Annotated in this window: 21 protein-coding genes and 1 pseudogene; 16 read left to right on the top strand and 6 right to left on the bottom strand. The window is 69.3% G+C overall.

Annotated elements, in window-relative coordinates; translation table 11 throughout:
• Positions 1–10 precede the first annotated feature (10 nt).
• From GSE44_RS17355 to GSE44_RS17335, 5 genes are all read left to right on the top strand, one after another.
• Positions 11–1,138 carry a glycosyltransferase family 4 protein gene (locus GSE44_RS17355; protein ID WP_159350095.1) on the top strand — a complete coding sequence of 376 codons (1,128 nt, stop codon included), beginning with the start codon at positions 11–13 and terminating at the stop codon, positions 1,136–1,138.
• The gene (locus GSE44_RS17350) at positions 1,135–2,049 is read left to right on the top strand and encodes a glycosyltransferase family 9 protein (RefSeq protein ID WP_159350094.1); all 915 of its coding nucleotides are present in this window, start codon (positions 1,135–1,137) and stop codon (positions 2,047–2,049) included. Before GSE44_RS17355 ends, GSE44_RS17350 begins: the two co-directional genes overlap by 4 nt.
• Positions 2,050–2,162: 113 nt before the next feature.
• Positions 2,163–3,155, top strand: a complete 993-nt coding sequence (locus GSE44_RS17345; RefSeq protein ID WP_159350093.1) for a TRAP transporter substrate-binding protein — start codon at positions 2,163–2,165, stop codon at positions 3,153–3,155.
• Positions 3,156–3,164: 9 nt separating this feature from the next.
• A complete protein-coding gene (locus GSE44_RS17340) occupies positions 3,165–3,701 on the top strand; it encodes a TRAP transporter small permease (protein ID WP_159350092.1) in 537 nt (178 codons plus the stop codon).
• A 6-nt stretch (positions 3,702–3,707) separates the two neighbouring features.
• Positions 3,708–5,009, top strand: a complete 1,302-nt coding sequence (locus tag GSE44_RS17335; RefSeq protein ID WP_159350091.1) for a TRAP transporter large permease — start codon at positions 3,708–3,710, stop codon at positions 5,007–5,009.
• 87 nt (positions 5,010–5,096) lie between these two features.
• Here the strand turns inward: GSE44_RS17335 and GSE44_RS17330 are convergent, their stop codons facing one another.
• Positions 5,097–5,417 carry a hypothetical protein gene (locus GSE44_RS17330; protein WP_159350090.1) on the bottom strand — a complete coding sequence of 107 codons (321 nt, stop codon included), beginning with the start codon at positions 5,415–5,417 and terminating at the stop codon, positions 5,097–5,099.
• A gap of 147 nt (positions 5,418–5,564) precedes the next feature.
• Here GSE44_RS17330 and GSE44_RS17325 point away from each other — a divergent pair, with 147 nt between their 5' ends.
• Together GSE44_RS17325 and mscL are read left to right on the top strand one after the other, a co-directional pair.
• Entirely contained in the window at positions 5,565–6,848 is a 1,284-nt protein-coding gene (locus tag GSE44_RS17325; RefSeq protein ID WP_159350089.1) for a TAXI family TRAP transporter solute-binding subunit, read from the top strand.
• Complete coding sequence (mscL, locus tag GSE44_RS17320; RefSeq protein WP_159350088.1) at positions 6,845–7,315, top strand: large conductance mechanosensitive channel protein MscL; 471 nt, start codon at positions 6,845–6,847, stop codon at positions 7,313–7,315. The genes GSE44_RS17325 and mscL overlap by 4 nt, the downstream gene beginning before the upstream one ends.
• A gap of 6 nt (positions 7,316–7,321) precedes the next feature.
• Here mscL and GSE44_RS17315 read toward each other — a convergent pair whose 3' ends face one another.
• Positions 7,322–8,614, bottom strand: coding sequence for a DUF445 domain-containing protein (locus GSE44_RS17315; RefSeq protein ID WP_159350087.1), 1,293 nt, complete (start codon positions 8,612–8,614; stop codon positions 7,322–7,324).
• A gap of 89 nt (positions 8,615–8,703) precedes the next feature.
• Here GSE44_RS17315 and GSE44_RS17310 point away from each other — a divergent pair, with 89 nt between their 5' ends.
• The 8 genes from GSE44_RS17310 (at position 8,704) to GSE44_RS17275 (ending at position 14,492) form a co-directional block, all read left to right on the top strand.
• A complete protein-coding gene (locus tag GSE44_RS17310; RefSeq protein ID WP_159350086.1) occupies positions 8,704–8,853 on the top strand; it encodes a hypothetical protein in 150 nt (49 codons plus the stop codon).
• Positions 8,850–9,581: a metal ABC transporter ATP-binding protein gene (locus GSE44_RS17305; protein WP_159350085.1), complete on the top strand. Its 732-nt coding sequence runs from the start codon at positions 8,850–8,852 to the stop codon at positions 9,579–9,581. Before GSE44_RS17310 ends, GSE44_RS17305 begins: the two co-directional genes overlap by 4 nt.
• A gap of 4 nt (positions 9,582–9,585) precedes the next feature.
• The gene (locus GSE44_RS17300; protein WP_201306119.1) at positions 9,586–10,455 is read left to right on the top strand and encodes a metal ABC transporter permease; all 870 of its coding nucleotides are present in this window, start codon (positions 9,586–9,588) and stop codon (positions 10,453–10,455) included.
• 70 nt (positions 10,456–10,525) lie between these two features.
• Complete coding sequence (locus tag GSE44_RS17295; protein WP_159350084.1) at positions 10,526–10,744, top strand: hypothetical protein; 219 nt, start codon at positions 10,526–10,528, stop codon at positions 10,742–10,744.
• A 158-nt stretch (positions 10,745–10,902) separates the two neighbouring features.
• Positions 10,903–11,262: a RidA family protein gene (locus GSE44_RS17290; RefSeq protein WP_159350083.1), complete on the top strand. Its 360-nt coding sequence runs from the start codon at positions 10,903–10,905 to the stop codon at positions 11,260–11,262.
• Between the two features lie 2 nt (positions 11,263–11,264).
• Positions 11,265–12,071: a hypothetical protein gene (locus GSE44_RS17285; RefSeq protein ID WP_159350082.1), complete on the top strand. Its 807-nt coding sequence runs from the start codon at positions 11,265–11,267 to the stop codon at positions 12,069–12,071.
• A 261-nt stretch (positions 12,072–12,332) separates the two neighbouring features.
• Positions 12,333–13,331, top strand: coding sequence for an NAD-dependent epimerase/dehydratase family protein (locus GSE44_RS17280; protein WP_159350081.1), 999 nt, complete (start codon positions 12,333–12,335; stop codon positions 13,329–13,331).
• A gap of 15 nt (positions 13,332–13,346) precedes the next feature.
• Entirely contained in the window at positions 13,347–14,492 is a 1,146-nt protein-coding gene (locus tag GSE44_RS17275) for a DegT/DnrJ/EryC1/StrS family aminotransferase (RefSeq protein ID WP_159350080.1), read from the top strand.
• Between the two features lie 377 nt (positions 14,493–14,869).
• Here GSE44_RS17275 and GSE44_RS17270 read toward each other — a convergent pair whose 3' ends face one another.
• The 3 genes and pseudogenes from GSE44_RS17270 to GSE44_RS17265 all read right to left on the bottom strand — a co-directional run bounded on the left by GSE44_RS17270 (position 14,870) and on the right by GSE44_RS17265 (position 16,717).
• Positions 14,870–15,703: a putative bifunctional diguanylate cyclase/phosphodiesterase gene (locus tag GSE44_RS17270; protein ID WP_268893663.1), complete on the bottom strand. Its 834-nt coding sequence runs from the start codon at positions 15,701–15,703 to the stop codon at positions 14,870–14,872.
• 33 nt (positions 15,704–15,736) lie between these two features.
• Positions 15,737–16,042 (bottom strand): annotated as a pseudogene (locus GSE44_RS26790) (diguanylate cyclase domain-containing protein); the annotation flags it as partial.
• Positions 16,043–16,084: 42 nt separating this feature from the next.
• Positions 16,085–16,717, bottom strand: a complete 633-nt coding sequence (locus GSE44_RS17265; protein ID WP_159350079.1) for an ISAzo13 family transposase — start codon at positions 16,715–16,717, stop codon at positions 16,085–16,087.
• Positions 16,718–16,884: 167 nt separating this feature from the next.
• On the opposite strand from GSE44_RS17265, the gene GSE44_RS17260 reads away from it, so the two are divergent.
• A protein-coding gene (locus GSE44_RS17260) for an ISNCY family transposase (RefSeq protein ID WP_159350078.1) occupies positions 16,885–18,395 on the top strand; the annotation gives its coding sequence in 2 pieces (ribosomal slippage) (positions 16,885–17,770 and positions 17,770–18,395; 1,512 coding nt in all).
• Here GSE44_RS17260 and GSE44_RS17255 read toward each other — a convergent pair.
• Positions 18,392–18,522 (bottom strand): ISAzo13-like element transposase-related protein (locus GSE44_RS17255; RefSeq protein ID WP_408015119.1); only part of this gene is annotated, 131 nt, incomplete at its 5' end. The genes GSE44_RS17260 and GSE44_RS17255 overlap by 4 nt on opposite strands.

Genomic DNA, 18,522 nt, shown 5'->3' with positions numbered 1-18,522 from the left:
GGGCAGCGCCATGTCCGCGCCCCCGCCCACCGTCCTGCAGGTGCTGCCCGCCCTCGGCCAGGGGGGGGTCGAGCGCGGCACCATCGAGATTGCCCGCGCCCTGGTGGAAGCTGGTGGCCGTGCGCTGGTCGCTTCGGCTGGCGGGCCGATGGTGGCGGAACTGGAGGCGGCCGGGGCCCGGCACCTGACCCTGCCACTGGACCGGAAGAAGCCGGCGGCGTTGCTCGCCAATGCGGCCGCGCTGCGGCGCATCGCGCTGGAGGAGGGAGTGCGCATCATCCATGCCCGCAGCCGCTTCCCCGCCTGGTCGGCGCTGATGGCGACCCGCGGGAGCGGGGCGCGCTTCGTCACCACCTATCACGGCAGCTACAACGAGGGTTTTCCGGGCAAGCGGCTCTACAACTCGGTAATGGCGCGGGGCGAGCGGGTGATCGCGATCAGCGCCCATATCGCGGCGCTGGTGCGAGAGCGCCATGGCGTGGACCCGGCCCGCCTCCGCATCATCCCGCGTGGCGTGGACCCGGCGCGCTTCGATCCGGAGACCGTCGCTCCCGCCCGGCTCCAGCTGCTGCGCCAGCAATGGGCCCTGCCGGCCGACCGCCCCGTCATCCTCATGCCGGCGCGGCTGACGCGCTGGAAAGGGCAGGCGGTCCTGCTAAGCGCCGCCGCCATGTTGCAGGAGCCACGGCCGCTCATCGTCCTCGCCGGTGACGCCCAGGGCCGGGATGCCTATCGCGCGGAACTGGAGAAACTGGCCGCGGAAAACGGTGCGACGGTGCGCTTCGCCGGCCCGGTGGCTGACATGCCGGCGGCCCTGGCCTTGGCGGATCTGGTCGTCCATGCCAGCACCGATGCCGAGGCCTTCGGCCGCACCATCGTGGAGGCGCAGGCCATGCGCCGTCCTGTCATAGCCTCCGATCTCGGTGCGCCGCGCGAGACGGTGGAGGAGGGCGTTACCGGCTGGCGCGTGCCGCCCGGCGACGCGGCGGCCCTGGCTGGCGCCATCACCCGCGCCCTGGCGATGAGTTCCGCCGCGCGCGCCGCGATGGGTGAGGCGGCGCGGGCGGCCGTGCTCGCGCGCTACACCACCCGCGCCATGCAGGAGGCCACGCTGGGCGTGTACCGGGAGCTAGCATGAGCGGGCATATTCTCGTCATCAAGCTGGCGGCGCTGGGTGATTTCGTGCAGGCCTTCGGCCCCTTTGCCGCCATCCGCGCGCATCACCCTGAGGCCCGGATCACCTTGCTGACCACCCCCCCCTTCGCGGAGCTTGCGCGGCGTAGTCCCTGGTTCGACGCGGTGTGGGATGATGGCCGGCCGCGCAGCACGGACTTGCGCGCGAGCCTCTCTCTCGCGCGCCGCCTGCGCGCGGGCCGCTTCGACCGTGTGTACGACCTGCAGACTTCGTCCCGCTCCTCGCGTTACCGCTGGCTGACGGGCCGCGCGCCGGAATGGTCGGGGATCGCACGCGGTGCCAGCCACCCACATGCCAATCCGGGCCGAGACCTGATGCACACGGTCGAACGGCAGCACGAGCAGCTCCGGATGGCCGGGATCGCGCATTTCCCGGAGCCGGACCTCGCCTGGCTGGATTCCGACCTCTCCGCCTTCTCCTTGCCTCCGCGCTTCGCCCTGCTGATCCCCGGTGCCAGCCCGTCGCGCCCCGGCAAGCGCTGGCGGGGCTTCCCCGCCCTTGCGGCGCGGCTTGGAATGCCAGCCGTGGTGGCGGGCGGTCCCGCCGAGGCTCCGCTTGCCGCCGCGATCCGCGAGGCCGCGCCAGATGCGCTGGACCTGACGGGGCGGACAAGCCTGTTCCAGTTGGCCGCCGTGGCACGCCGGGCGGCGCTCGCGGTTGGGAACGACACCGGCCCCACCCATCTCGCGGCCATGGCCTGCCCGACCCTTGCGCTGTTCGGCGGGGAAAGCGACCCGGCCCTCTGCGCGCCGCGAGGCCCGGCCGTGGAGGTGCTGCGCTGCGAGCCGCTGGCCGGGCTGCCGCCCGACCGGGTGGCAGAAACGGCCCTCCGCCTCGTGCGGGTGCTGTCTTAAGCGGCAAGCAAGGGCGGTCGCCGGCCCCCGCGGCAGAACCCCTCCCTTGCATCGCGCCCCGGGCGGAGCCGATGATCCACGCTGGAATCGAACAACCGCAGCGGAGCAGGGACATGGTCTTCACCCGTCGGAACCTTCTGGCGGCCAGTGCCGCCGGCACCGCCGCCCTCTCGGGCACTGGCTCCGCCCGCGCGCAGGGCACTCGCTGGCAGTTCGCCACGCCCTATGCGGACACGAATTTCCACACGAAGAACATCCGTGCCTTCGTGGAGGAGGTGCAGAAGGCGACCAATGGCGCCTTGCAGATCCAGCTGCACACCAATGGCTCGCTGCTGCCCATGCCCCAGATCAAGCGCGGCGTGCAGCAGGGCCAGGTGCAGCTCGGCGAGATCCTGCTCTCGAATTTCGGCAACGAGGATCCGTTCTTCGAGGTGGATGGGGTGCCGCTGCTTGCGCCCAGCTTCGATGCGGCGGTGAAGCTTGCCAGCCTCGCGCGCCCTTATGTCGAGGCGCGGTTCCAGCGCACCGGCCTTTCCATCCTCTACAACGTGCCCTGGCCCCCCGGTGGCTTCTACACCAATGCGCCCATCGAGAACCTCGATGCTCTCAAGGGCATGCGCTTCCGCACCTTCAACACCATGACCAACCGCTTCGCGGCGCTGGTTGGCGCCAACCCCACGCTGGTACAGGCGAGCGAAGTGGCGCAGGCCTTCGCCACCGGGGTGATCAGCGGCATGGTGACCAGCGCCGCGACCGGCGTCGACACCCAGGCCTGGGACTACTGCAAGGTCTTCACGCCGGTGAACTTCAGCTACACGAACAACATCGTCTTCGTCGGCCGCCGCGCCTTCGAGGCCCTGCCGGCGGCCCAGCGCACCGCGGTGACGGATGCCGCGAAGGCCGCTCAGGCACGCGGCCTGCAGATGGCGCGTGACTCCGAGAAGGAGGCGCAGGACACGCTCGCCGCCCGCGGCCTCAAGATCCAGGAGCCGAGCCAGGCGCTGAAGGATGGGCTGATGCGGATCAGCGCCACGATGACCGACGAATGGGTCGCCAAGGCCGGCGAGGACGGCAAGAAGCTGATCGAATCCTACCGCGCCGCCTGAGGGCGCGGGATGCTTCGTCGGGGGCTGGACGCCCTCTATGCGGCGGGCGCGGCTGTGGCCGCGCTTTCGCTGTTCGGCATCTTCCTAGTGATGATGGCGCAGGTCGCGCTGCGCTTCCTGAACCGGCAATTTCCCGGGGCCGACGATATCAGCGCCTATCTTTGCGTCGCGACCACCTTCTTCGCCCTCGCCCTGACCTTCAAGCGGGGCGAGCTGATCCGCGTCGGGCTGCTGCTGGAGCGGCTCTCCCCCGGCCCGCGTCGCTTCATGGAGATCCTGGCGCTCGCCCTCGCCGCCATCGGCAGCGCCTATGCGGTGTGGTGGACGGCGGATGATGTCCTCTTCTCCTGGGAGATCGAGGACCTGGCGCAGGGGCCGCTGCCGATCCCGCTCTGGATCCCCAAGCTCGCCATGCCCCTCGGCGCCGGGATCCTGCTGATTGCCGTGCTGGACGAACTGGCGACGGTGCTGCGGGGCGAGCGCCCTAGCTACGTGGTCGCGGCCGAGGAACGGACCGCGCGCGGCGATTTCTCGGCGGAGGTGTGAGGGGCGATGGAACTTTTGGAACTCTCCGCCCTGCTCCTGCTGCTGCTTGGCCTGCTGCTGGCGGGCGGGCTGTGGATCGGCATGGCCCTCGCCGTGGTGGGCTTCGTCGCCGTCACCTTCGTGCATCCGCAGCCCGGCACCTACCTCGCCAGCGCCTTCTGGGAAGCCACCGGCTCCTGGACGCTGGCCGCGCTGCCGATGTTTGTCTGGATGGGGGAGATCCTGTTCCGGACGAAGCTGTCGGAGGAGTTGTTCAACGGCCTGGCCCCCTGGGTCCGCCGCATTCCAGGGCGGCTCCTGCATGTGAACATTCTCGCCTGTGGAATTTTCGGCTCGGTCTCCGGTTCCTCCGCCGCCACCTGCGCCACCGTCTCGAAGATCGCGCTGCCCGAACTGAAGCGGCGCGGCTATGACGAGGATGTGGCGATCGGCAGCCTCGCGACCTCCGGCACGCTTGGCATCATGATCCCGCCCTCCATCATCATGGTGGTCTATGCCGTGGCGGCCGAGGTCTCGGTCGTGCGGGTCTTCATCGCCGGCTGCATCCCGGGGCTGATCGTGATGCTTCTGTTCAGCCTCTATATCGCCGTCTGGGCGTTGCTGAACCCGAAGAAGCAGCCGCCGCCCGACCCGCGCATGTCCTTCATGGAGAAGTTGCGAGAATCGGCGCAGCTCATCCCCTGCGGCATCCTGATTGTGGCCGTGATCGGCAGCATGTTTGTTGGCTGGGCGACGGCGACGGAGGCTGCGGCCTTCGGCGTGCTAGGCAGCCTGATGCTGGCCGCCGTGACACGCTGCCTCACCTGGGAGAGCTTCCGTGACAGCCTGACGGGCGCTACGCGGCTGTCCTGCATGATCATGTTCATCCTGGCCGGCGCGGCCTATCTCACGAAGGCGATGGCGCTCACCGGAATTCCGGCTGCGCTGGCGGCCGCCGTGGCGGGGCTCGGCCTTGGCCCCTACGGCATCATCGCCATGCTCACGGTGGTCTATGTGCTGCTGGGCACCGCGCTGGACGGCACCTCAATGATCGTGCTCACCACCTCCATCGTCGTGCCGATGATCCAGCAGGCGGGGTTCGACCTCGTCTGGTTCGGCATCTTCATCGTGCTGCTGGTGGAGATCGCGGAGATCACCCCGCCCGTAGGCTTCAACCTCTTCGTCATGCAGACGATGACAGGGAAGGAGCAGACGGCGGTGGCGAGGGCGTCCATGCCCTTCTTCCTGATGCTGGTGGTGACGGTTGCCATCATCACCGTCTGGCCGGTCACCGTGACCTGGCTGCCGGATGTCCTTCTGAACCGCTGAATGCGGAAAAGCGCCGCCGGGAGAACCGACGGCGCTTCGGATACGCAGGCTGAGCCGGGGCCGGCTGCGCGGCCACGGCCCGCGAGATCACCTGACGGGGCGCAGCGACCCGTCCGGCATACGCTCGTACACGCCGCCGCCGCCCATGAAGGCGCCATCCGGATCGTTCTCGGCCCGGCGCTCGGCGCGCATCTGGCGGCGCATGGCGCGGCGCTCCTGGCGCATGCCGTGGCGTTCGCGGGCGTGCATGGGCGGGGCGGAGCCAGTCATGTCTGAACCGGACATACTGCCTGAGGGAGACTGCTGCATCGGGGTGCCCATGCCGCTCTGGGCCTGGGCGACGGATCCGGTGGCTACGACGGCGGTGAAGGCGAGTGTCGCGGCAAGTGCCGTGAATGTCCGGGACATGGTGGTCTCCTCAATCTTGCGACCCGGCGATCCGCCGCGGGGGCGGCCGTACCGGGTTGGGGAGGCAACGTGGCGCCCACACATCAGGTTGCGCGTCTCACATTTCGCGGCCGGCAACCTGGCGAGCAAAACGCCGTTGCAGCACGCATGTGGCAAGCCGTTAAAGCCTTCTTCCGTTCCTGGGGCCTGGTTATCCTGGCGACCATTGTCGGCCTGGCAATCGCCTGGCGTTTCGTCTCACCGGCTCCGCCGGAAACCGTGCGCTTCGCCGTCATGTCCGATCCCCAGAGCGCCTACAACCTTGCTGTGGACGAATATGCAAAGGGGCTGGAAGCGGAGAAATTCAAGGTCGAGCGCGTTCCGACCCAGGGCTCCGCTGATAACGTGCGGCTGCTGCGCGAGGGGCGCGTCGACCTCGCGCTCGTGCAGGGCGGCGTTCCTTCAGCGACCGGCAAGGACCGGCTGGTAAGCCTCGGCCAGGTCTTCTTCGAGCCTGCCTGGGTCTTCGTCCGAAGGGGCCAGCAAGGTGGCAGCCCGGTGCAGGCCCTGCGCGGGCAAGCCGTGGCGGTCGGGCCCGAAGGAAGTGGCACGCGCCTCCTCGCCTTCGGTCTGCTCGCGGCCAATGGGCTCGGCGCGGACGCGATCCAGGCCGTTCCCCTTGTCGGTGAGCAGGCAGCGGATGCGCTGGTGAACGGGCAGGTACAGGCAGCCGTCTTCGTCGCGGCGCGTCCGGCGGCGGCGATCAACCGGCTGATGCGTACCGAGGGCATCGAGTTGCTGAACTTCGGCAGCCGGGCGGATGCCTATGCCATCCATCTTCCCTACCTCACGCCCGTGCGCCTGCCCAATGGTGGCCTGAGCCTGGCCGAGGACCTACCCCGTGGCGACGTGACGCTGATGGCGCCCGCCACTTCGGTGCTTGCCCGCGACGACCTGAATCCGCAGATCGCTGCGTTGATGATGCGGATCCTGCGCGACACGCATAAGGGCCGCACGCTGTTCTCGCCCGAGGGCCGCTTCCCCTCCGGCCTGAACCACGAGGTTCCGTTGCAGGAGGATGCGGCACGGTTCTACGAGAAGGGCGTCTCCTTCCTGCAAACCTATCTGCCCTTCTGGGTGGCGGTGACGGTGGAGCGGCTCTGGGTGTTGCTGATCCCGCTGGTGACCCTGCTGCTGCCGCTGATGCGGATAGCGCCGGCTATCTACACCTGGCAAATCGAACGCCAGCTCTGGGCGATCTATGACAAGGTGCGGAAGGTGGACGAAGAGAGCGAGACGGGACTCTCGGTGCGGACCATCGCGCAACTGGATGCGCTGGACCAGGAGGCCGCGAAGCTTAAGCTTCCCGACTCCTATGCTGACCGGATATACGAATTGCGGCGACACATCGCTTGGCTACGCCGCCGCAAGGTGGAACCGGAGGCCGCTTGATACCTGTCAAAACTCCTGGCTGGCTCGGCGACTTCAAGGCCTTCATCGCCCGCGGCAACGTCATTGACCTTGCCGTCGGCGTGGTGATCGGCGCAGCCTTCACCACCATCGTTTCCAGCCTTGTTGAGGATTTGCTCAATCCCGTCATCGGCCTGCTGGTCGGCGGGATCGACTTCTCTAATCTCTTTGTCGTTCTGTCCGGCGAAAGAGGGCCGTCTCTCGACGCGACGCGTCAATCGGGCGCGGCGGTGCTGGCCGTCGGCAAGTTCATCAACGCCGTCATCAAATTCGTCATTGTCGCCTTCGCGGTCTTCTGGGTCGTGCGCCTCGTTGGTCGCCTCTACGCCGCGCCGGAAAAGGTGGTAGGCCCGACGAAGGACCAGATCCTGCTGGAGCAGATCCGCGACGAGCTGCGCGCCGCCCGCAGCGGTTTGGAAGGCAGCGCGCCACCCCGTGGGCTGCTCTGAGCCGATTCAGAACGCCACGCGCCCGAAGATCGCGTGCAGCAGGGCGAACAGCACCCCGCCCGCCAGAGCACCGACCACGGTGCCGTTGATCCGCACATATTGCAGGTCGCGGCCGACACGCAGTTCGATCTTATCCACCACCGTCGCCGTGTCCCAGCCGGCTACCACTTCGGCGATGAAGCCGGCAATCCGTCCCTGCGCCGCCGGCAGCACGGCCAGCAGCGCGGTTTCGGCGCCCCGGTTCAGCCGGGCCCGCGCCGCCTCGTCCTGATCCAGCATGTTCGCGAGATTGGTGAGCAGGCCGGCGATGAGGGTCACGGTCCGGCCCTCCGGCCGCGCCGCATCGGCCTCGAGCGCTGCGCGGAGGCGGGTCCAGGCATCACCCAGCCAGGTGGCGACCGCCGGATGTGCCAGTGCCTGCCGCAGGGCGGTGCCGATTGCTTCGGCCCGGGCGGGGTCCTTCTCCAGCCGATCGATCTCGGCCTCTACCCAGGCCTCAAAGGCGGCGCGGAGGTCACTGTCACCGGGCTCCATATTCTCCAGCTCGGCATTGAGCGCGGAGAGGACGCGGCGAGCCACAGCGGCGCCGGCGACCCAGCCAACCAAGACCCCGCCCTCGGCCCGCACCCGCTGGGAAATGGCCGCCTTGAGGCTTTCCTCCTTGGCGGCGACCAGCGCCTTGATCTGCGAGAGGGCAAGGCCGAACACCTCCTGATGGCGTCCCCCCTTGACAAGCAGCCGCAAGGTCCGCGCCGCCAGCCGGGCGGCCGCTGGGCCGGTGACCATGCGCGGGAGGAGGCGCAGCAGCAGCCGGCGGGCACGGCCATCCTCCAGCGTCGTGAGGAGGCGGGGCAGGGCGGCGGCGATGGTTTCAGCCGTGGGGCGAACATGGTCCGGGTCCGAGAGGAAGCGCCGCAACAGGGCAGGGGCGTCGATCCGGCCGACCACGCGGCGGATCTCGGCTTCGGTCATCACATGGTTCGCGACGAAGCGGCCCAGCCCCTGCCCCAGCCGTTCCTTCTGCTGCGGGATGATGGCGGTATGGGGGATCGGTAGGCCAAGGGGGTGGCGGAACAGGGCCGTCACTGCGAACCAGTCGGCCAGTCCGCCGACCAGCCCGGCCTTGGCCGAGGCCTGGAGCAGGTCGGTCCAATACCCCAGCGGCAGGGCATAGGAGCCGATCGTGATCCCGGCCATCCCGGCCAGGAGCCCGTTGGCCAGGGCCCGTTGCCGCCCCAGCCTCTCGCGCAAGACCGTCTCATCGGGCTGAAGGCGGGGATCGGCGGGGAGGTGCGTCATATCCATCGTGAGCCGGAGAGTGGCGACGCGGTAGCGGCTTCTCCAGGGCTTGACGGGCAGGGGCGTTGAACCTGGTCGGAGGAGGGCGTATGTTATGTCGTAACGCCATGCCCCTCCGCCTCCCCTTCCAACTCGACGATCCCCTGGCCCTTTCGGCCGGCGCCCTGCCGCGCCTGGGCTGGGCCGTGCTCATCTCGGCGCTGCTTTGGGGTGCTGTGTTCTGGGCCATTTCCGCATGAGCGACGCGATCCGGCTGCGCGATGTCACGCTGTCGCATGAGCGCCATCCGGCGGTGCACCATCTTTCGGGCGAATTCGCGCCGGGCAGCCTGACCGCCATCGTTGGACCGAACGGGGCGGGCAAGACCACCCTGCTGCGGGCCATCGCCGGGCTTCACAAGCTGGATGGCGGGCGGATCGAGCGGCCGTCCCAGCACATCGCCCTACTGCCGCAGATGTCCGCCCTGGACCGCAGCTTCCCGATCGCCTGCCTCGATGTGGCGATGCTCGGCCACTGGTCGCGCAGCGGCGCCTTCCGGGCCATTGCCCCGGCAAGCCGCTTCCAGGCAGAGTCAGCGCTTGAGGCGGTGGGCCTCGCCGGCTTCGGCCGCCGCCCGGTCGGCAGCCTGTCCGCCGGGCAGTTCCAGCGCCTGCTCTTCGCCCGGCTGCTGGTGCAGGACGCGCCGGTGATCCTGCTGGACGAGCCCTTCAACGCCGTGGACGCCCGCACCGCTGCGGACCTGCTGCGGCTGGTGCGCGAATGGCATGGGCAGGGCCGCACCGTCGTCGCCGTGCTGCACGACATCGACCTTGTGCGGCGGGAATTCCCCGAGACCCTCCTCCTCGCCCGCGATCCCGTGGCCTGGTGCGGGACGGAGGAGGCGCTGACCGCCGCGAACCGCCTCCGCGCCCGGATGATGGCCGAAGCCTGGGACGCCGAGGCCGGCCCCTGCGGCATCGCCGCCTGAGGTCTTGCTCCAGGACCTTCTGATCGCGCCCTTCGCCGAATTCGGCTTTCTGCGGCGCGCCCTCGTCGGCTGCCTCGCCCTTTCGGTCGCGGCGCCGCCGCTCGGCGTCTTCCTCATGCTGCGGCGGATGAGCCTGACGGCCGATGTGCTCGCCCATGGCATCCTGCCGGGGGTGGCGGCCGGGTTCATCCTGGCCGGGCTCTCGGTCACGGCCATGTCGCTCGGTGGGCTGGTGGCGGGGCTGGTGGTGACGCTGGGTGCGGGCGCGATCTCCCGCGCCACAGGGGGGCGGGAGGATTCGGCCCTCGCCGCCCTCTATCTCGTTGCCCTGGCGTTGGGCGTGACCATGGTCTCGGCCTCGGCGGGCTCGGTGGAGCTGACACATCTCCTCTTCGGCAGCGTGCTGGGGGTGGATGATCCGGCGCTGTTCATGATGGCGGGCGTCGCCACCCTTACGCTACTGGGGCTGTCCCTCGCTTGGCGGCCGCTGGTGCTGGAATGCTTCGATCCCTCCTTCGCCGCGGCGGAGGGCGCCCGGGGCGGCGCCTGGCACCTGCTCTTCATGGCGCTTGTGGTGCTGAACGTGCTGGCCGCTTTCCAGGCGCTCGGCACGATGATGGCGGTGGGGCTGATGATGCTGCCGGCCGTCGCCTCCCGACATTGGGCACGGGGGGTGGGGGGCATGGCCTATGCGGCGGTGCTGATCGCCATCCTTGCGTCGCTCGCTGGCCTCCTCGTCTCCTACCACCTCGACGTCCCAACCGGCCCGGCTGTGGTGCTCGCGGCCGGAGCGGCCTGGATGGCCTCGGTGCTGGCTGGGCCGGTGGACGGGGTGCTGGCCCGGCTGGTGCGGCACCGGCACCTCACCGGCTAGAAGACCCCCGGCCGCAACCACGTTCCTTGCCCGGCGCTGCCATTCCGTACTGCGGAAGGATGAGCGAGCAATGACATCAAAGTGGCATGACCAGCTGCGGCAGGCCGCGGAGACGCGCGGGACCGTGACGATCCTGTGTAGCGAGGGCGAGAAGGACGACATCGCTTCGGCGGCCCATCAGGTCGGCCAGGCCTTCGGTCTCCAGCCGCAGCTCGACCGCAACCCGGCCAATGGCATGCGCGTCGGCTTCCGGCCGGAGAGCGGCGAAGGTCAGCCGCCACTCAGCTAAAGCATTCCCCGCTTACTTCGAACTCTCCAACCTGTCGTCCGACGAGCGGGTCCGCGGATCCGGGCGATCCCGCCCGACCGTGGGCCGCTTCGGCGTCAACGGACTTGCCCCGAGGCGATCCCATGCCACCTTGCGCGCCCATTGAAGGAGAGAGTCGCATGGATATCCGCCGTCTGGCCGAGGAGGAGCGCCTGAGTGGCGCAGTGGTGTCCGGGGGGTTCGTCTTCCTCGCGGGCCAGGTTGCCGATGACGCCACGCTGGATGCCGAGGGCCAGACTGCCGACATCCTTCGCCAGATCGACGCGCTTTTGGGCGAGGCCGGCACGGACAAGTGCGCCCTGCTCCAGGTGCAGATCGTCCTGGCCGACATTGCGGATGCCCCGGCCATGAATCGCGCCTGGGACGCCTGGCTGGACCGCTCGGCCAAGCCCGCGCGCATGACCATCCAGGCGCCGCTGGTGAACCCGGCCTGGAAGGTGGAGATCACCGGCATCGCCCGCGCCCCCCAGATCCCCTGAGCATGCGCCGCTTCGGCCCCTTGCCCGCAGCTTTCTCCGGCGGGCGGACCTGGCTGCGCCCCTTCCTGGCCATGATGGGGCTGGGCGCGCTGGTGGCGGCCGGGGTGGGGGATGGTGGGGCATGGTTCTCTCTCGCGGTGCTCGGCTCGGCGGCGCTGGGCTTCGGGGTGCTTTTCGCCCTATGCCCGCGCGGCCTGGCCTTCGCCCTTGGCGCCGGGGTCGGCTTCGCGACCTATGCGGCGCTGTTCACCGTCCTTGGCCGCTCCGCCTTCCCGGACGCGCCGGGCCCAGCTGTGGGCGTCGCCTTCTTCCTGCCCGTCGCCGCCTTCCTCACCGCGGTGATGCGCCGCCGCGCCCCGCTTCGCCGGATCGTCGAGCGGGGCGACGTCCCGGATGAGCGCCATCTCCGGCGGATCGGTCACTACTTCCTGGTCATGGCCGTGATCGGTGCAGCCAGCCTCTCGCTTCCCGTGAATCGCTTGCCGCCGAAGGGGCAGGGGATGGCGCTGCTGGCCGGAACCGGGCTGATCGGCGTTGTTTCGGCCCGGGCGGTGCGCGAGCTGGTGCGGCTGTTGGTGGACATGGCGCAGCTGATGGATGCGCTCAGCCGACGCGCGGTCGCGCTGGTCGTGCCGATTGCGGCCTATGCGGCCCTGTTCTCTCTCATCACCATCGTCTTCGCCTGCCTGTTCCGCATCGCGGACGGGCTCTCACGCCATAGTCTCTTTGCGGGACCGGATGGGCCGATCCGGCTGGGGTTCCGCGATGCCCTGCATTTCAGCGTCGTGACCATCCCCACCGTTGGCTAGGGCGATATCTGGCCGGTCGACGACGGCGCGCGGCTGCTGTCGGCGGTGGAGGTGCTGGCAGGACAGATCCTGCTCCTCTTCGGCTTCTACGAAATCACACGCAACAGGCTCTCCGGATTGGATCCCCCGGATGATCCGGCGGTCCGCGACGACTAGGTCTGGACAAGCGCCCGGTCTGCGCCGCATTTCCGTACTTGTCTCGCCGCCGGCGACCGCAAGAGAGCGGCATGCCGGGCAGATCGTTCGGATGCGGAGTGGGGAATGGACGGAAGCTGGCGCGGCAAGCGGGTGCTGGTCACGGGGGGAGCGGGCTTCCTCGGCTCGGCGCTGTGCCATGCGCTCGACCAGGCCGGGGCCGAGGTGACGGCGCTGGATGCCCTGCTTCCCGGCACCGGGGCGCGGCGCGCCAATCTGGATGGCAGCGGCGCAAGGCTAGTTGCCGCTGATCTGCGCGATGCCGATCTCGCCCCTCTGGTGGAGGGGATCGACGCGCTGTTCAACATGGCCGGCCAGACCAGCCATGCCGGCAGCCAGGCGGATCCCTTCACCGACCTCGCGATCAATGGGATGGCGCAGCTGCGGCTGATCGCGGCGCTGCGGGCCGGAGCGCCGCGAGCGCGGGTGGTGCATGCCTCGACCCGCCAGTTCTACGGCCGGCCGCAGGTCCTGCCCGTGCCGGAGACCCACCCGATCGTTCCGCCGGACGCCAATGGCATTTCCAAATTCGCCGGTGAGCAGTACTGGCTGCTGGAGCACCGCGTGCACGGCCGCCCGGCGACGGCCCTGCGGCTGACCAACTGCTATGGCCCCCGCATGCGGGTGATGGATGCGCGGCAGACCTTCCTCGGCATCTGGGTGCGCCGGATCCTCGAAGGCCAGCCCTTCGAGGTCTGGGGCGGGGAGCAACTGCGGGACTTTGCCTATGTCGATGACGTGGTGGCCGGCTTCCTCGCCGCCGCCGCCGCGCTCGACGGGGCAGCCCCTGCCGCGGGACAGGCCTTCAATCTCGGCGGCGCGCCGCCGACCAGCCTGAAGGACCTGGCCGAGGCCATGATCGCGGCCGCGGGACAGGGACGCTACGAGCTCAAGACCTTCCCTGCCGACCGCGCCGCTATCGACATCGGCTCCTATCATGCCGACGACCGCGCCTTCCGGGTGCTCACCGGCTGGGCGCCCCGGGTGTGCTTGGCCGAGGGGCTGCGCCGCACGGTAGACTGGTTCCGCCCCCATCTTCGCGCCTATCTCGCCGACGAGAGCTGAGGACCGACCCTCCCCATGAATGCACCGACCAGCCTGGTTCCGCAGGCCGATCTTGGCGCCTCCTACCGGGCGCATAAGGATGCCATCGACGCCGCCGTCGCCCGTGTGCTGGCCAGCGGCTGGTACATCCTGGGCCAGGAGGGCAAGGCCTTCGAGGAGGAGTTCGGCGCCTGGCTCTCGGCCGGCAACGGGCCGTCCATGCAGGCCATCGGCTGTGCCAACGGCACGGATGCCATCGCGCTGGTTCTGCGCGGTCTGGGCATCGGTCCTGGCTGCAGCGTCGCCACTGTTTCCCACACCGCCGTCGCGACGGTCGCCGCGATCGAGATGGTGGGCGCGACCCCGGTGCTGATCGACATCGACCCGAAGACCTTCTGCATGGACATGGCAGAGTTCCTGGCCGTGCTGGAGAGCCCGCCGCCCGGCCTGCCGCCGATCCGCGCGGTCATCCCGGTGCATATCTACGGCCATGCCTGCGACCTGGACGCCATCCTCGGCCCCTGCCGCGCGGCCGGCGTCGCGGTGATCGAAGATGTGGCCCAGGCCCATGGTGGGCGGCTGCATGGGCGGATGCTCGGCACGATCGGCGATGCGGCGGCCTTCAGCCTGTACCCGACGAAGAATCTCGGCGCGCTGGGCGATGCCGGCATCACCGCGACGCCGGATGCGCAGCTCGCGACGCGCATGGGCGCAATCCGGCAATATGGCTGGCACCAGCGCTATATCTCGGATGTGCCCGGGGTGAATTCGCGGCTCGACGAAATGCAGGCCGCCATCCTGCGCGTGCGCCTGCCGCTTCTGGACGCCGGCAATGCGCGCCGCCGGGCGGTGGCCGCCGCCTATGACGCCGCGCTGGCGGACGGGCCCGTCGCGCCGCCCTACCGCGCGCCGGGCGTGGAGCATGTGTTCCACCAGTATGTGCTGCGCGTGCCGGGGCGAGAGGCGGTGATGGAGCGGCTGCGGGTGCAGGGCGTGGCGACCGCGATCCACTACCCCGTGCCCGTGCATGAGCAGGCGGCCTATCGCGGCCGCATCGCCACGGGCCCGGCCGCCTGCGCCGAGACTTCCCGCGCGGCGACGGAGGTGATGAGCCTGCCGGTCTTTCCCGAGATGACCGAGGCGCAGGTGGAGCAGGTCTGCGCCGCGCTGCGCACGCTGTAGTTCGGGACGCCGCGCGGGTTGAGCCGCGCGGCAGCGTCCTGTCGCTGTCCGCAAGCGGACTGGCTGCTTTCCGATGCGCGACGGAACAATGTAGCCATTCAGGGCGGTGGGTTGGACCCGGGGCGGGTGTGGGTTGGTTGCGTCTGAAGCACTTGTCAGCCCTGGACTTGCTCTATTTCGCCTCTCCAGGCACCCGGCGATTGCGCCCAGAACCCCCTCGGCAGTGTCGGGCTTGCGCAAGATGGCGGCAGCGCCATTCGCTGATGCCCAGACCGCCGCCTCAGGCAGGGAGCTCAGGATGATGACGGGGATCTGGCGCAGGTCCGGGTCGGCGGCCATGGCCGCGAGCATCTTCCCACCGCCCGGCACCGGCATCATCATGTTGGTGAAGACGAGGTCCGGGCGGCCTCCTGAATGTGGCCTAACCGCTCCATCGGCTCCGCGGTCCGGGCCAGCCGCAGGGCTTCCGCGGCCGGGACAGGTCTGCTGAACAGGAAGCCCTGTCCCTCGTTGTAGCCATCCTGGCGCAAGGCCGCGAGCTGATGGGCCGTCTCGATGCCTTCGGCCGTGGTCGTTATGCACAGCCCGGCGCCGAGGCCCGCGACCGCACGCACAATCGCCTGGGCCTCGGCCCCGCCTGGAAGATCGCTCACGAAGGAGCGGTCCAGCTTGATTTTGTCGAAGGGGAAGCTGCGCAGATAGCCGAGCGAGGAATAGCCGGTCCCGAAGTCGTCCATCGCAATCCGGATGCCCAGGCGCCGCAGCTCCTGAAGCATGGCCAGGTTGCCATTGTCGTCCTGCAGGAGCACGGACTCCGTGGTCTCCAGCTGCAACCGGCCGGGCTGCAGCTCAGTGGCTGCAAGCACCGCCCGCACGGTTTCCACGAGGACCCTGCTCCGGAATTGCACGGGCGAGAGGTTGACTGCGACGCTGATGTGGCACGGCCAGGTCGCCGCCTGCCGGCAGGCTTCCCGCAGCGCCCATTCCCCGATCTGGATGATGAGCCCGGTTTCCTCAGCGACTGGGATGAAGTCGGCCGGGGAGATCATGCCGCGATCGGGGTGGCGCCAACGCAGCAGAGCCTCGAAGCAGCTGATTTCGCCAGTGCTGAGATCGATCAGCGGCTGGTAGTGCAGCTCGAACTCGTCCCTGGCCAGCGCTTCGCGCAGCGCCAGCTTGATCACCTGCCGCGCGCGCAGGCTCTCATCCATGCCGGGTTCGAAGAAGCGGTGAACGCCGCGGCCATCCTCTTTGGCGCGGTACAGGGCCATGTCGGCGGCCTTCAGCAGATCGTCGGGGTTGCCGCCATCGCCTGGCACGAAGGCCACGCCGATACTGGTGCCGATGGCAGCCTGCTGTCCATCCAGCTCGGAGGGCTCGGACAGCACCTCCACGATGCGGCGCGCGAGCTCGTCGGCATCCTCGTTGGAGCGGATAGAGGTCTGGACAATGGCGAACTCGTCACCGCCGAAACGCGCCACCATGTCCGAGCCGCGCACGCATTGCCGCAGTCGGTCGGCCACCTGCCGCAGCAGGGCGTCGCCCACCGGATGCCCTAGGGCACGGCAGAGAACTACCTGCCATGCAGCATCTCAGGCGGGACGTGGTGAGAGGGTGTAGTTCCAAGTGGGGCAAACTGTGTGTAGAGAGAGACGAAGCCGGCGCATGTCATGCTCCGACACCCTCTCTCCCGTCTCGTTGCCGCCGCGCTTGAGGCTGGTGGTGACTTGGAGCCCCGTCACTGTCGTGGTGCCGGCGATGTAGCGTCGGATGGTCTCGAAGCTGCGCAGCGGCACACCGGCCCAGTTGAGGCTGATGTGGCTGAAGAGCCGGTGCTCGACCGGGTTCCACTTCGAGCAGCCGCTGGGGTAATGGCATACTGTGACCTCGAGACCGCAGGTGTCGCAGAGCTGCTCCTGCAACTGCGCCTTCCACACGCGGGAGCGGCAGCTGTTTGACCCACCCGCATCAGCAAGAACAAGAAGGCGCTCGGTCTTGGGGAAGCGTCGCCGCCCTTCGGCCTCCCACCAGTCGCTGATCGCCTCGACGGCAAAGCGCGGCGTGTCGAAGCAGTCGCCGATGCAGACATGACCGCGGTTTGTCGTCAGCTCGTAAATGCCATACGGGATCGCTTGACCCACCGCATCCTGCGGCCAGTCATGCACCAGCACGGCCTCGGCCTTCTGGCACCACGCCCGGCCGGCATTCCTGAAGTTACCGACCATCTCCTTTTTTCTAGGCTGGCAAAGCTGGCTGGCGTGGAGCGTTGTCAGAGCGGTCCTTGGACGAGCTCTGGAGGCGCGGGATGGCCAGGTTATCGGCGCGGGCACGACCGGAGCGAGAGCGGGTGTTGGTTCCTGCCCGGCAAAGCTGCCTCGGTTGCGGCGGCCATATGCGATTGCGCTACGAGAACCGCCGCAGCCTGGTAACGCTGTCCGGGTCGGTGCGGCTGCGCCTGCGGATCCGACGCTGCGAGGCGCCAGGTTGCTCTCGCTTTCACCTCCCCTATCGGCCTGAGGCAGAGGGAGCGATCGCCCTGCCGCAGCACGAGTTCGGCCTGGATGTGATCGCCCTGGTCGGTGTGCTGCGGCACCGCGACCACCGCAGCGTCCCCGAGATCCACGCTGCCCTGCAGGGGCGCGGGGTGGAGATCGCGGAGCGCAGCGTGACCAACCTGCTCGACCGCTACGACGAACTCCTGGCCAGCGCCCTGACCGGCACTCGGCGCCTGCGGCGGGTGCTGAAGGCTCAGGGTGGCGTCATCCTGGCCCTCGATGGGCTGCAGCCGGATGTCGGGCATGAGGTGCTCTGGGTGCTGCGCGACTGCCTTTCCGGCGAGGTGCTGCTCGCGCGCAGCCTGCTGTCGAGCCGGTCGGAGGACCTCGTGCCGCTCCTCGAGGAGGTCGCGGCCGCCGTGGGTGTGCCGATCCTGGGCGTGATCAGTGACGGGCAGACCTCGATCCGCCGCGCGGTGGCCGAGGCGCTGCCTGGAGTGCCGCACCAGCTCTGCCACTTCCACTTCCTCCGCGAGGCGGCCCACCCGGTGTTCGAGGCCGACCGGAACGCCAAGAAGGAGCTCAAGAAGCGGGTCCGCGGCGTGCGGCGCATCGAGCGCTCGGTGGAAGGCTCTGAGGAGCCCGCGGCCGAGGTGGCGCGGGGTTACTGCGCCGCGGTCCGCAGCGCCATCACCGATGACGGTCAGGCGCCGCTGGCCGCCTCAGGCCTGAAGCTCAGGAGCCGCCTGCAAGCCGTGGCTGACAGCCTGGACCGCGTGGCGGAAAAGGGGGCGGAGCGCCGCCGCTCGCGCGGCTGCGCCGACTGATCGGCCAGGGCCTGGAAGGCACCGCCGCCCTCTGGCCCGACATCGAGTGCGTCTATGCCTGGGTGCATCAGGCCGCCCACATCCTGGGCAACCACCAGGAAGAGGACGCCGCCAAGGTCCGGCGGCGCTGGGATGGCCTGCTGGCCGCCATGGCTCGCCACCATGCGCGTGCCGGCCGCCTGGCGCAGGCCGTGGACCACTTCCGCAAGGTCGCCCGCAGCTACCGGCCCGGACTGTTCCACTGCTACGCCGTCGCGGACGTGCCGCGCACCAACAACGCCCTCGAGCAGCTGTTCGCATCCCAGCGCACCCACGAACGCCGCGCAACGGGACGCAGAGGCGCCTCGCCTGCCGCCGTGCTGCGCGGCGAGGTCCGGTTGATCGCGGCAACCGCGACACGGCTGCATCCACCCACATCGCGCACCCTTGGCCAGGTCAGCCGAGAGCGATGGCGTGACCTCCGCCGCCAACTCGAGCCGCGACGCCAGGCACGTACCCTGCGCACCCGGTTCCGCCGCAACCCAGGCGCCTACCTCGCCGAACTCGAACAGCAGGCATGCCAGCCAACTTTGCCAGCCTAGTTTTTTTTGGCATCCACACTGATGATCGGCGCGCCTGCTGCAACGAACTCCGCACGTTGTTCAGCGATGTGGCGGAACTGAGCGTCGCGCTCAGGAGGCGAGGCGCGTGCCTCGGTGCGGCGCGCAT

Source organism: Muricoccus harenae (genome assembly GCF_009848505.1).
Taxonomy (GTDB): Bacteria; Pseudomonadota; Alphaproteobacteria; order Acetobacterales; family Acetobacteraceae; genus Roseomonas; species Roseomonas harenae.
This window is presented reverse-complemented; position numbering and strand designations above follow the sequence as displayed.